11 protein-coding genes are annotated in these 13,025 nt (G+C 60.3%); 4 read left to right on the top strand and 7 right to left on the bottom strand.

Annotated elements, in window-relative coordinates; all coding sequences use genetic code 11:
• Window positions 1-1,615: VPS10 domain-containing protein (locus tag WB402_RS15030; protein ID WP_424209278.1), on the top strand; the 1,615-nt coding region annotated here is incomplete at its 5' end.
• 68 nt (window positions 1,616-1,683) lie between these two features.
• On the opposite strand, the gene WB402_RS15025 is transcribed toward WB402_RS15030, so the two are convergent.
• The 7 genes from WB402_RS15025 to WB402_RS14995 all read right to left on the bottom strand — a co-directional run bounded on the left by WB402_RS15025 (window position 1,684) and on the right by WB402_RS14995 (window position 9,624).
• A complete protein-coding gene (locus WB402_RS15025; protein ID WP_424209276.1) occupies window positions 1,684-3,105 on the bottom strand; it encodes a sigma-54-dependent transcriptional regulator in 1,422 nt (473 codons plus the stop codon).
• The gene (locus tag WB402_RS15020; protein WP_424209274.1) at window positions 3,102-4,991 is read right to left on the bottom strand and encodes an ATP-binding protein; all 1,890 of its coding nucleotides are present in this window, start codon (window positions 4,989-4,991) and stop codon (window positions 3,102-3,104) included. The genes WB402_RS15025 and WB402_RS15020 overlap by 4 nt, the downstream gene beginning before the upstream one ends.
• Window positions 4,981-5,826: a phosphate/phosphite/phosphonate ABC transporter substrate-binding protein gene (locus tag WB402_RS15015; RefSeq protein WP_424209272.1), complete on the bottom strand. Its 846-nt coding sequence runs from the start codon at window positions 5,824-5,826 to the stop codon at window positions 4,981-4,983. The genes WB402_RS15020 and WB402_RS15015 overlap by 11 nt, the downstream gene beginning before the upstream one ends.
• Window positions 5,827-6,000: 174 nt before the next feature.
• The gene (locus WB402_RS15010) at window positions 6,001-7,266 is read right to left on the bottom strand and encodes a TRAP transporter large permease (RefSeq protein ID WP_424209270.1); all 1,266 of its coding nucleotides are present in this window, start codon (window positions 7,264-7,266) and stop codon (window positions 6,001-6,003) included.
• Entirely contained in the window at window positions 7,263-7,775 is a 513-nt protein-coding gene (locus tag WB402_RS15005; protein WP_424209268.1) for a TRAP transporter small permease, read from the bottom strand. The genes WB402_RS15010 and WB402_RS15005 overlap by 4 nt, the downstream gene beginning before the upstream one ends.
• A complete protein-coding gene (dctP, locus tag WB402_RS15000) occupies window positions 7,772-8,779 on the bottom strand; it encodes a TRAP transporter substrate-binding protein DctP (RefSeq protein WP_424209266.1) in 1,008 nt (335 codons plus the stop codon). Before dctP ends, WB402_RS15005 begins: the two co-directional genes overlap by 4 nt.
• Window positions 8,776-9,624, bottom strand: coding sequence for a TRAP transporter TatT component family protein (locus WB402_RS14995; RefSeq protein WP_424209264.1), 849 nt, complete (start codon window positions 9,622-9,624; stop codon window positions 8,776-8,778). The genes dctP and WB402_RS14995 overlap by 4 nt, the downstream gene beginning before the upstream one ends.
• A 161-nt stretch (window positions 9,625-9,785) precedes the next feature.
• Here WB402_RS14995 and WB402_RS14990 point away from each other — a divergent pair, with 161 nt between their 5' ends.
• The 3 genes from WB402_RS14990 to WB402_RS14980 all read left to right on the top strand — a co-directional run.
• Window positions 9,786-11,738, top strand: a complete 1,953-nt coding sequence (locus tag WB402_RS14990; protein WP_424209262.1) for an ATP-dependent DNA helicase — start codon at window positions 9,786-9,788, stop codon at window positions 11,736-11,738.
• Window positions 11,735-12,220, top strand: a complete 486-nt coding sequence (locus tag WB402_RS14985) for a phosphatidylglycerophosphatase A family protein (RefSeq protein ID WP_424209260.1) — start codon at window positions 11,735-11,737, stop codon at window positions 12,218-12,220. Before WB402_RS14990 ends, WB402_RS14985 begins: the two co-directional genes overlap by 4 nt.
• Window positions 12,221-12,772: 552 nt before the next feature.
• Window positions 12,773-13,025 (top strand): FHA domain-containing protein (locus WB402_RS14980; RefSeq protein ID WP_424209258.1); only part of this gene is annotated, 253 nt, incomplete at its 3' end.

Genomic DNA, 13,025 nt, shown 5'->3' with positions numbered 1-13,025 from the left:
CGGTGGGCTGTTCAAGAGCACCGACGCCGGCGCTACCTGGCGCATCATGATCGGGACAGAGCTCGCCGACGAGCAGGTTAAGGCGCTGTTGCCGGACCCAAAGAATCCCAGGACGATCTACGCTGGCACAGTGCACGGCCTGTGGCGGAGCAACGACGCCGGCGCCACCTGGTCGCGACTGGCGAATCAGCCGGAGCATGCCAATATCGCCGTGCTGGCGCTCGCGCCGGATGCCGCGCGCAGCCTGTACGCGGGCACCGCGCGCGGGCTGTTCCGTTCGCGCGACGCCGGCGCAAGCTGGACGCAATTATCGAATGGGCTGCCGGTGCCTTCCATCGTCACGCTAGCGCCGGCTCCGGGGCGCGCAGAGACGCTCTACGCCGGGACGGCCAACGGCGCCTACCGGTCCGACGATGGTGGCGATACCTGGCGCAACATAACCTTCGGGCAGACGAATCTTCCCGTGACGGCCCTGCTGGTGGACCCGCACCATCCGGACACGGTTTACATGGGGACGTCGTTCGTCGGTGGATTTTTCAAAACCCCGGACGCGGGCAAGACCTGGACGCGGATCCGCGGATCGACTTTCACGCCGGCGATCACCGGGCTGGCTTTTGTTCCCGGCGATCCGAAGGGATTGATCGCGGCGACCTCGTTTTACTCCAAGGTATTCACTAGCCCCGATGCGGGAACGACCTGGAACGAAACACCCGGCGTGCTTACCGTTCCGGCCCTGAAAAATCTCAGCGGCGCGCCGGACGCTGAATCGCTGTACGCCGCCGCCGATGACGGTGTCTACCATTTCCAGGCCGCCGAGGGCGTTTGGACGCGTCTGCCCGACGCGCGTGTTGGCGTGCCCGTCAAGGCGCTATATGAGAAGGCAACCACGCCGGCGCTTTGGGTTTGCGGTTCGAAAGGTCTGGCCCAGGGACATCGGCAGAACGGTTCCTGGGTCTTCAGCCGTCACGCGGCGGTGCGTAAAGACTGTGTCGACATGGTGCTGGACCCCAAGACCGGCCGTGTTTTCGCCGCCGGCAAGTCCGAGCTTTGGGTGGGGCCCGTCGACTGGCGGCGCCGCGCAGTGCCGACGCAAAAAGACGCCATTCATGCCGTGGCGCTCGGCAAGGACGGGAAGACCCTGTACGCGCTCATGGAGCACCAGGCGCTGATGTCGAATGATGAGGGCAAGACCTGGGCGCGACTGGAGGAAAACAGCACTTCCGATTTCACCGCGGTCGCGGAAACCGGAACGACGCCCGGGTCACTCTGGATCGCCACCGATTCGGATCTTTCCCGCCGGGATGCCGGCGGAAAGTGGGTCAACGCCGCGGAAGGCATGTTCCCGCCCGGCGTCGGGACCATTACGGAATCGCCGCGCGGCGACGGGCTGTACGCCACCAGCTTGATACTGGGCCGGATTTTCCACCGGCAACCCGGCGATGCGGCATGGTTCGCCGTCGACATCCAGGACGGCACTGCGGATTTGTCCAGCCTCTGGATCGATCCGGCGCACGACGGGGTGATCTATGCCGCGTCGCGGAACAGCGGCATGTTCCGCAGCGCCGATCACGGAGCACATTGGAACGCGGTGAACGACGGACTGGCGCGGAAATAAATCACCCGGCGCGTCGCGACCGGCGAGTTTCCTCACGGTGAATCATGGATAGCGTCGGGCGACCGGCATTATTCATCCTGTTCAACGGCGTCCCCGAGTTTTCGGAAGACGCGCTTGTCGAGGTCGTAGTCCAGCATCTTGCGGTAGAAGGTTTTCGAGTCGACCCCGCAATGCTGCGCGCATTGTCCGATGTTCCCCTTGTAGCGGCGGAGGCAATTCACCATATAGGTCTTTTCATATTCGCCGATCACCTGTTGCCGTCCTTCCTTGAACGGCAGGTCGAGATTCGGCTGCCCCGCTGCGCCGGTTTCACGCACCGGCGCCGGGCAGACAGGCAGGTCCACTGCGGTAATGTGATCGCCGGTGGCCATGACCGCGGCGCGCTCGATGACATTGCCCAGCTCGCGCACGTTGCCGGGCCAGGAATAGCACGCCAGTGCGTTCATGGCGTCATGGTCGATGCCGCGCAGCGTGCGTTTGGTTTTTTCACAAAAGGCGCGGAGAAAATGTTCCGTCAGCAGCGGCACGTCTTCCATCCGCTCGCGCAGCGGCGGCAAATGGATGCGCACGACGTTCAGCCGGTAATAAAGGTCCGAACGGAATGTCCCGGCGGCGATGGCTGTCTCCAGGTCGCGATTCGTGGTCGCCAGGATCCGCACGTCGACCTGGATGGTTTCGTTCCCGCCGACGCGCTGGATTTCCTTCTCCTGCAGCACGCGCAGCAGCTTCAGTTGCATGGCCTGTGAAATGTCGCCGATCTCGTCCAGCAGCAGGGTGCCGCCCGCAGCGTACTCGAACTTGCCGCGGCGCGCCTGGACCGCGCCGGAAAAAGCGCCGCGCTCGTGACCGAATAATTCACTTTCGAGCAGCGTCTCCGGCAGCGCGCCGCAGTTGATGCGGACGAAGCGCTGGTCGCGGCGGTTGCTGTTGTAATGAATGGCGTGCGCCACCAGTTCCTTGCCGGTGCCGGTCTCGCCCGTGATCAGCACGGTGGTGTCGAGATCGGCGAGATGACGGATCATCTCGAAGACCTCCGTCATTTTCGGGCTCTGACTGACGATGTGCTCGAAACGGTATGGTTCGGCGATGCGCTCGCGCAGCGTGCGCACTTCCTCCATCAGGTCCTGACGTTCCAGCACGCGCTGCGCCACCAATAGCAGTTCATCCGGCGTGAACGGCTTTTGGATGAAATCGCTTGCGCCGGCTTTCATGGCATCCACCGCCGTGTCCACGGTGCCGTACGCCGTGACGATAATCACGGGCAGAAGAGTGTGGAGGCGGCGGATTTCCCGGAGCAGATCCAGGCCTGACATGCCCGGCATGAGCTGATCGGTGATCACGAGGCCGAAGGCGCCGGCGCGCAGTCGCTCCAGCGCCGCGGCGCCCGAGGCGGCGGTCTCCACCGCGAAACCAGCGCCGGTCAGCGCCGAGCGGCAGAGGTCGCGGTGGGTTTCCTGATCGTCAACGACGAGGATGGCGTGATTGGTCATGAATTGGAAGCTTCCGGCAGGATAAACGTGAAGGTGGCGCCATTGCCCGGCGTACTGCTCGCGCTCACGCTGCCGCCATGGGCTTCTACGATACGCGCGGCGATGGCCAATCCGAGCCCGGTGCCTCCGGGCTTCGTGGTGAAAAACGGCCGGAACACATTCGGCAGATCATCGTGATGAATGCCCGCCCCACTGTCCTGGATGATCACGCTAACCTGATTTGCCTCCGGACCGCGGCAGGTCCGCACGCGCAGCGTGCCGCCCTGCGGCATGGCCTGAAGCGCGTTTTTGAATACATTACCGAGAGCCTGCTCCATCTTGAACACGTCGATCTGCACTTCCGGCAGGTTGGGATCGAACGCGCGTTCGATTCGATGGTGGCCGTTCAAACCGCTTGCCGTATGCGCGCCAAGCAGCCCGTCCAACGCGGCATTGAGGTTGACGCGCGTCGTGTGCAATGAAAGCGTCCGGCTGTAATCCAGCAGGTCGGACACCATGTTGTCCATTTCGGTAATCGCGTTGGTGAGATCGCGATGCGCGTGTCGGACGGACACGGCGCTGTCCCGGCCCGGGCGCAACTCCGCGGTGCACATGAGGATTTCCCCCAGGGAATTGCGGATCTGGTGCGCGATCCACGCGGAGACCTGGCCCACCGACGCCATTTTTTCCGCCTGAATGAGCTCGCGGCGCATGGCTTTGGCGCGGGTGATATCGCGCCCGATGCAGATGGTGCCGATGAGTTTGCCGGCATTGTCACGCAACGGCGACAGGGTGAGCTCCACGTCGATGGTTTTACCGTCCTTGCGCCGGAGCCGCGTTTCGGCGTTCTGCACCGGTTTGCCGTTTTGCACGGTGGCATACAGACGGTCACGCTCCGTTGCATCGCAGTAAATCGAAGATGAGTTTTTATTCACGACTTCCGAACGGTAGTAGCCGAGGATACGTTCGGCGGCGGCGTTGAATTCGACGACCGAATCGTCGAGCGCGGTGGTGGCGATCATGTCCGCCGAGTTGTCGAGGATGTTTGCAAGGTAGTCGCGCGTTTCCTTGTAGGCAAGGCGCTGTTCTTCGATCTTGCGGACATGGCTTTGCAGATCGGTGGCCATCTTGTTGAAGCCGTGTGCCAGCCAGCCGATCTCGTCCTCGCGATCGACGTGGGCGCGCGCGCCGAGATCGCCCGACTGTACGCGCACCATGTCCGCCCCCAGCGCCTGGATCGGCCGCGCCACCAGGCGGTTGAAGACCCAATTGCTCAGCAGGATCAGGATAACCAGCGCGAGCAGTATCTCGCCGCCCGTGAGCACGGCGATGCGGCGTAATTCCTGTTCCAGGCTGGTCTTGAGTTGTTCAACATTGTGCTCGATCTTTGCCTGCGAAAGGCCGACCTCCACGGTTCCCAGGCTTGCGTCGTTATACCGGATGTTGCGTTTGGCGATCATCAGCGAGGAATCCGCCCGCGCCTTGGCGAGCGATTCCGCGAATTGCGTCGGCTCAACCCTGACGGCATCGGCTGTTTGAGCCGGGGAGCCGCTTTTTTTCAGGAAATGCGTGAGCGGTCGTTGCGCGTGGTTAAGGATCACGGCATAAACCACATCCGGGTCAGTCGAGAGTTCCTCGGCGTAATCTTCAAGCAAAAGATAATCGTGCGACAGAATGCCCTGCGGGGCGATGCGCGCCAGAAAGGTGGAGTAGGCGTTGCCTTTGTCCTGGAGCACCTGCAACAGATCATGCGTATCCTGCTCGAACCGACTCAGGGTTATCTGTCGCTGATTCAAAAACAGCGTCGCGCCCAGCACGGCCATGGAGCCGATAACGAAGACAGCGAACAGCGGCAGGAAGCGTGCCTGTATGCCGTACCGCCAGGGCAGCCAGCGGCTAGTGCGCACCGGTTTCCTCCTCCATCAACGCCCTGATAATGGCGTATTGGTTGTCATCGGTCGCTTCGAAGCGCTCAATGCCAATTTTCCGGAGCGCCTCTCGTCCATCCTGCCTCCGCGTCAATCCGGTCAGGATACGCTGCAGGCTCCGCACCAGTTGCGCGTCCATATCGCCGCGCACGGCAACAGGCAGGTGTGGAATCGGCCGGCTTTCCGCCAGCGTTCGCAGCTGATGAACATCGATGCGCTGGAGTATTTCCGGACGCTGGAATACGGACAGACTTACGCCGGCGGCGTCAGCTTCGCCGTTATATACCGCCAGCAACGCGTTGGGCGGATTTTTGGTGAAAACGGTTTTGTACTGACTGGGTTCGAGCGCGGATTCAAGCAACAGCGACTTGGCCAGAACATAGCTCACCATCGCGCTGGGGTCGCCGAAGGCGATGGTTTTGCCCTTGAGGTCGCTTACTTTGGTGAGTTTTGTATCGCGGCGCGTGATGATAATCGCCTTGATGGTGCACGCGGGGTTGTCGCACATCTTGGCAATGGCCCGGTAATTCGCCGCTTCACGGGCGTGCAGGTACTGAAGCTGGTTGAGGTGGACAATGTCGAATTCCCTGGCGTATACCCGGCGCATGAAGGAGTCGAAGTCCTTGTCGGTTTCAATGCGTATCGGCCTGCCGAGTTCATGGCTGAGCAACGTGGCCAGCGGCGTGAAGTCCCGCACGGTGATCTGGGCGTTCCAGCGCGGGAAAATGCCGAAGACGATCGCAGCGGGTTCCGCAGGCAAAGCGCTGGAAGTTGTCGCGGACAGGGCGATCAGGGCAATCCACGCTTGGGCCATTCTGCGCATAGTGATTGTGATGAAGTAGAGCGTTGTATTTATGGGTCGGTCGGGCTGCTCATGCCCGTACCGGTATCCGGTTTCCCCGACAGGGAAAGGCGAATGATGCTTCGCCGGCGCCATCCATTCCTTTTGTTGTATGGCCTGCAGACAATAATGTAAGACGTTTCTAACCTAGATTTTCTTCCACCAGAGCGAGAGGTACGGCAGATAAGTGACCAGCATCAGCCAAATCAGCATTATAAGGAGAAAAGGCAGGGCGGCGCGGAAAAGGTTCAGCATCGGCTCCTTGAAGCGCTGGCTGGCGAGGAACAGGTTGATGCCCACGGGCGGGGTGAGGTAGCCGATTTCCAGGTTCGCCAGAAACACGATGCCGAGGTGTACTGGATCGACCCCAAAGCGTTGGGCCAGCGGAAGGATAAGCGGCACCACGACGATGGTGGCGGAAAAGATGTCCATCATACAGCCGACCACCAGCAGAAAGACGTTGAGCAGCAGCAGGAACTGCAATTGGCTGGAGACTCCCTGTTCGAGCGCCGCCAGGATCTTCATCGGGATCTGTGCATCGATCAGCAGGTTGGTGAAGCCGAGCGCGACACCCAGAATGATCATCAGGCTCCCCACCAGGATGATGGTTTCGCGGAAAATTTCGTAAAGCTGCGAGGCCGAGCCGATACGGCGGTGTATTACGGTCTCGATGAGCAGCGCGTAGGCTGCCGTGCAGCTGGCCGCTTCGGTGGCGGTGACATAGCCGCCAAACAGCCCCACGACGATACCGAACGGTAGCAGCAGGTCCCACATCCCAGTCCGCAGGGCTTTGAAAAGTACCGACAGCGTAAACGGTCGTCGCGAAATCCCGATATGCCGGGAAATGCCGGCGCTGTAGGCCGCCAGCATGGTCAAGAGCAGCAACCCCGGAACGAGTCCCGCCGTGAAAAGCTGTTCAATGCTGACACCCGCGACAATCCCGTAGAGCAGGATCACGAGGCTGGGCGGAAACAACAGGCCGAGCGAGCCCGAGGAAGTAAGCAACCCCAGCGAGAAATTCTTGGAGTAATTTTCACCGCGCAGTATCGGATAGAGCAGACCGCCGAGCGCGAGGATGGTCACGCCGGAAGCGCCGGAAAATGCCGTGAAGAACGCGCACAAGACCAGCGACACGATGGCCAGTCCTCCCGGCATCCAGCCAAAGCCCGCATTGAATACCAGCAGCAGCCGCTCGGGTGCCCCACCGCGCGACAAGACGACACCGCCGAGCGTGAACAACGGAATGGCCATAAGATTGGGCGAGGAGGCCAGGCGCATCATTTCCGCCACAAGCAGCGCCGGATCGAGCCCCGCGGCATGCGCGGCGTACAAACTGCCGGCGCCGAGCACGACAAACAGCGGGACACCAAGCAGCGCCACGGCGATAAGTAATGTTACGACGGTGAATGTCATGAGCGGCGTTTTGGCGAACGCGGCCCGATCACAACGCGGACCGTGAATTGGACGGTGAGGAGAAAGAAACTCAGGGGGATGATCGCACCGAGCGCCGCCACCCATTTCTCCGCGGCAGCAGCGTGGACCCACTCCTCCCGCCAGAACCGCAGTGCCGCCCAGAACAAGAAACCGCACACCACGGCGGAAAACATGAAAATCGGACGCTCCAGTTTTCGCCGCCAGGCTTCGGGAAACCATACCGCCACGGCATCGATTTTAATGTGACGTTCGCGCACGGCCAGCACGGCCCCGAGAAAGCTCACCCAAAGCACCAGATAGCGATCGAGAATATCCGCACCAGGAATGGCGGTGTGGAAGAAATTACGTGCGCCGATTTCGGCCAGAGACAAACCAAGCAGCAGCACCAGTCCGGCCGTGGCGACGATGCCTTCCGCGTTTGTCAGGTAGAACTCGAGCTTGGCCTTCCAGGTGCGGTTTCGTTTGTAGAGTTCGGCTTGGTCGGTCACTTCTTGCCTTTGCGCGCGCGGTAATCGTTGAGCGACTTGCGTGCTTTCTCATAGAACGGCGCAGGGATATAGCCATCTTTGGCGAGCATCGCGGCGGCGCGGTCGCGCAGGTCGTAGAGATCCGAGTCCTTATCCTTCCACTCGCTGGTGAAAGTCACCCCGTTTTGCTTCAGCACGGCAAGACTTTTTTCGTTGTCCCGGCGTGTTTCCACGAGCAGACGGGTGCCGGCCTCTTCGCCGGTGCGGCGCAATAGTTGCTGGAGGTCTTTGGGCAATCCATCGAAAAACTTGCGCGACACGATCAGCCCGCCGATGCCGTCCATGACCGGGATGTCGGTCATGTAAGGCGTTTTGGTAAACCACTGAAAGGCTATCGCTCCCAAGGGAGGTGCAATAGTGGTGTCGATCAACCCGGTCGAAAGACTGGTGAAAACTTCCGTAATCGGCAAAGGCACGGGAGCGAGGCCGCTGGCCGCGAAGAATGCCGTGCCGAGCGGATCGCCCTGCCACAGCCAGATACGGCGTTGTTTCAAATCCGCGATGGAGTAGATGGGGACACGAGAGAACAATTGTATGAATCCCACTTCCATCCAGCCAATCAGTTCAAAGCCATTCTGGTGAAATCCTTCGCGAATTTCCGGCATGAGTTGGGCGCGGACGTGATCGACCTCATCGTAACTGCGAAACAGAAATGGAATTTCCAGCACCCGTGCCGGTGAATAGATGTAGCCGATACCGTGACCGGTCATTGCCCCCCCGTGAAGTTGTCCAAAGCGGATTTTGCGCAAAACATCGGGCTCGTCGCCCGACACGCCCCCGCCATACAGCTTGAACTTGAGTCTGCCTTGGCTTTCCTTTTCCACCTTGTTCGCCCAATCCGTGATGATGTTCAGCCACGTGGAGCCATGTGGAGCGAGGGTGGCGAACTTGAGTATGTAGGGTTCTTCAGCGTGAGCAGCCGGGAGCATGAGAAACAAGAGAAAAACCGCAACAAGTTTTTTCAAAACCATTCCTCTTCTTTGGCGAGCAGTTTCCCGGCCTTTTGTTGTGCAATGGCGTTAGCGAGCGCCATCTCGGGATAAATGTTAAGCGGCGCGTTGACCACCGCAGTCAGTCGTTCGTGGAATTGTTTGCGATCGAGCTGCTGATGCGCGAGATATTCGGCTTGCAACAGGTCGACGAGAAGAAGCTTGCCATGCGTGATGGTCCGCGCCTTTTCGAAATGTTTTGCGGAACGCTCGAAGTCTCCGCCCAGCATCGGCGGCCGTGCGCCGTAGTACACACCAAAAAAAAGATGCGCGCCTCCGTGGTAGTAATTCTCATCGAGCGCAAGCACGCGCTCCATCAGCGCCGCTACCTTGCCCATGTCGGCGATACGCGCCGGATCGTTGCGGTTCATGTCGATCCATTTGGCCCAGCAGGAAGCCGTCCAGAACAGGGCCGGAACGGAACCGCGCCCAAGTTCACCCGATTGACGTTTGAGTTCATCGGCCGACAACACGGAGACATCTTCCCGCAGGCCCGAAACCTGTAGCGCCTGACGCGCATGCTCCCATCCGCGGCGGTACAGCGCAGAGGCGCGCTTGTTGTCTTCATCCTCGACAAAACCGTAGGCGTAACCATAAAAGCCCTGCGCCGCCTGGATTCGCAAATCGGCATTATCGGGAAGCTCTTGAATCAGCCCTTCGACCAGCTTGAGATTGGCAGGGATGGCCGCGCGCGCCAGCTCGAGATCGGTTTCCTGGTTCATCGCGACGTTGCCGCTCTCGAGGATGGGCAGGGAGGAACGCGCCACCATCTGACCCATGGAACAGGCTCCCAACGCCAATGTGCACAGACCGATGATCATGCACCGGCTCAGAAAACGTCGCGCAGGAAGATATAAAGGTTGGGGGAGTTGCAGGGGTTGGTGCCGGTCCGGCATGGTATGGGTATGCCCCGAATTATTGTATGCTTCGGTTCAGCTTATCCTCGTGACAGGCTTGGCGCAAGAAGCGGAAGAATATTTCATTGCCTGTATCCAGCAAAGACATTCTCGGTTCAGACGGGCCGCTCGCCGAGCGGCTCGATGGTTTTACGCCGCGTCCGGCGCAGCAGGAGATGGCGGCGCGCATCGAGCAGGCGCTGGCGGATTATTCCGTTTTCATCGCCGAGTCGGGCACCGGCACCGGCAAGACCTTCGCTTATCTCGTGCCGGCGCTGCTGTCGGGGAAAAAAATCCTGATCTCGACCGGCACGCGCCACCTCCAGGATCAGCTCTATCACCGCGACCTTCCCATTATTCGCAATGCGCTGGCAGTGCCCGTGACCACGGCGCTGCTCAAGGGGCGGGCCAATTATCTCTGCCGGCACCATCTGGATCGCACTGAAACGGAAGCACGTTTTACCGGCAAGCGCGACCAGTCGAATCTGGTGCGCATCCGCGATTGGGCCGGCAGCACGAAATCCGGCGATATCGCTGAGGTCAGTGGCATTCCCGAGGATTCCGATCTCTGGTCGCAGGTGACCTCGACCGCTGACAATTGCCTGGGCGGGGATTGTTCCTATTATGATGAATGTTTCGTCAATCGCGCGCGCCGCGAAGCGCTGGCCGCCGACGTGGTGGTCGTCAACCATCATCTGTTTTTCGCCGATCTGGCGCTGCGCGAGGAAGGTTTCGGCCAATTGCTGCCCGGCGTCGAGGCCGTGATCTTCGATGAAGCGCATCAGCTGGAGGAAATCGCCTCGAACTTTTTCGGCCAGTCTCTCAGCAGCCATCAGCTGTCAAGTCTGTGCCGCGATACCATTGCCGAGGACATCAAGGAACACAGCGGAATACGCGAGCTGCCGTCCGCCGCACACGCACTGGAGAAGGCCGCCGCCGATTTTCGCCTGGCATTCGGTGTCGAACCGCGCCGTGATGCCTGGAGCAAGCTGGAAAATGCCAAAGCCGTGCATGCGGCGCTGGCGGGAATGAAATCGCGGTTGACCAGTCTCTCCACGGTGCTCGACGCGGCCGCGGCTAAAGGGCAGGGGCTGGCCAATTGCGCGCGCCGTGCGTCGGATTTGCTGGACCGGCTGCTGATGATCAGCGAGAACTCGCCGGCGGATTACGTCGCCTGGTTCGAGACCACCGCGCGCAGCTTCACGCTGTATCTCACACCACTCGATATCGCCGCCTCGTTCAGGCAATACACCAGCGCCGGCAAGAAAGCCTGGATATTCACTTCCGCGACGCTGGCCATCAATAAAAGTTTTTCTTACTTCCAGGCGCAACTCGGTCTTGAAGAGGCCGAGACCGGTTTGTGGGACAGCCCGTTCGATTACGCGAGCCAGACGATGCTGTATATCCCTCCCGGCCTGCCCGTCCCGTCTGCGCCGGATTACACGGATTGCGTGATCGATGCGGCGCTGCCGGTGTTGCGCGCCAGTCGCGGACGCGCATTCCTGTTGTTCACCAGCCACCGCGCGCTCAAGTTTGCCGCCGCGAAATTGCGCGACGTGCTGGATTATCCCCTGCTGGTGCAGGGCGATGCGCCGCGCTCGGAACTGTTGCGGCGTTTCCGCACTGCGGGCAACGCCGTGTTGCTCGGCACCGGCAGCTTCTGGGAAGGGGTGGACGTGCGCGGCGAAGCGCTGTCCTGCGTCATTATCGACAAGCTGCCGTTCGCCTCGCCCGACGATCCGGTGCTGCAGGCGCGCGCCGGCGCGATGGAACAGGCCGGGCGCAGCCCGTTCATGGAATATCAATTGCCCGAGGCGGTGATCGCGCTGAAGCAGGGCGTCGGCCGTCTGATCCGGGATGAAAACGACCGTGGTGTGCTGATGCTGTGCGACCCGCGCCTGCTCAGCAAGGGTTACGGGCGGATTTTTCTCGCGAGCCTGCCGCCGATGCCGGTGACAAAACGCCTGGAGGACGTGGAGCAATTCTTCGGCCACGGTCCTTCCAAACGCAAGGCGAGACAGAAGGTTTCGCAGGTATGAAGTCGAAGGCGCCATCCGTGCCATGGCGCCGTTTCGTACATTTTCTGGCTTTCGGTTTCGGGACTGGAAGATCGCCCGTGGCGCCGGGCACCTTCGGCACCTTGGTCGGCATCCCGGCCTATCTGCTGCTCCAGCCGCTCAATACCTATATATATGTTGCGGTTGTGGCAGGCCTGTTTGTCGTCGGCGTGTGGTTGTGTCACGTGACAGAGCAGGACCTGGGCGTACACGACCACCCCGGCATCGTGTGGGACGAAATCGTCGGATACCTTATTACCATGTTCATGGCGCCGGGCGGCTGGGAATGGATTGTGTTGGGATTCTTCCTGTTCCGCCTGTTCGATATCTGGAAGCCGTTTCCGATACGCCAGATCGAGCGCCGCATCCAGGGCGGATTCGGTAACATGCTTGACGACGCACTCGCCGCGCTCTATGCCTGGGTTGTGTTACAGGCGGTGGTTCAACTGGTTCCGTTAATTTAGAACTCTATCTTGGGGCTGAGATGCTCTCGCGCGCAATCCGAGAGACGTTCTCTTTTCCGATAGGGGGTTTTTAGATGGCTGGTAAATGACCGTTTTCGGCAAGCCCCAGCGTCTTGTTTCGACTGCGAGCTCAACCGGACGTTCGCACAATACAGAAAACCCGTTGTACGTCCCCTATAACTACCCGTCTAAATTTCTCATCAATCCTGTCCATTTTTAGGCACAGTGGGCCTCTTATGGCCTGTATAAACGTGACGAAGCCCCACCATAGTCCCGGGGGTACCCCGTGCAGCGGTAAAAATGGCACATCTCTTGCATAGTGATAGTCAACGGATAACCAAGGGTGTTTCACGGCGCTAGGACGCGACAGAGTCCTCGCGCCATTTTTTTATTTGTTCACAAGGTGGACAGGAATCAGTTCTTTCGGGATGACCTATGGATCAAGAAAATGAAGCCAACACGATTCGTGTAAAGGGTCGTGTTACACAGAACGCCAGGCCAGGTCGACCGGCAATGCCTTGTATCGTGAACTTCACGGGCACAGAGACTGGTGTGACCCATTGGCTTTACACCAACAAAGAGCTGCTCATCGGACGCGCCCCGGAAGCCAATGTTTGTATACCGGATAAGCGCGTTAGCATGCGCCACGCCCGCGTTATCGTTAGCCCCGAGGGCGCGGTGCTCGTTGAAGACCTGGGCAGCACCAACGGCACGTACGTTAACGGCGAGAAGGTCATGCGGCGCGCGCTCCGCGATGGAGACGATATTCTGCTCCTCCCGGACCACAGACTGAAGTTCTGCTACC

The sequence above is a fragment of the Sulfuricaulis sp. genome (assembly GCF_049587675.1).
Classification (GTDB): domain Bacteria; phylum Pseudomonadota; class Gammaproteobacteria; order Acidiferrobacterales; family Sulfurifustaceae; genus Sulfuricaulis.
The sequence above is the reverse complement of the archived record's forward strand: the minus strand, read 5'-3'. Positions and strand labels throughout refer to the sequence as shown.

Excerpts from the sequence above, each read along its gene's own strand:
- WB402_RS15015 (WP_424209272.1), bottom strand. The coding sequence starts at position 5,826 with ATGGCCCAAGCGTGGATTGCCCTGATCGCCCTGTCCGCGACAACTTCC.
- WB402_RS15010 (WP_424209270.1), bottom strand. The coding sequence starts at position 7,266 with ATGACATTCACCGTCGTAACATTACTTATCGCCGTGGCGCTGCTTGGT.
- WB402_RS15025 (WP_424209276.1), bottom strand. The coding sequence starts at position 3,105 with ATGACCAATCACGCCATCCTCGTCGTTGACGATCAGGAAACCCACCGC.
- WB402_RS14995 (WP_424209264.1), bottom strand. The coding sequence starts at position 9,624 with ATGATCATCGGTCTGTGCACATTGGCGTTGGGAGCCTGTTCCATGGGT.
- WB402_RS14985 (WP_424209260.1), top strand. The coding sequence starts at position 11,735 with ATGAAGTCGAAGGCGCCATCCGTGCCATGGCGCCGTTTCGTACATTTT.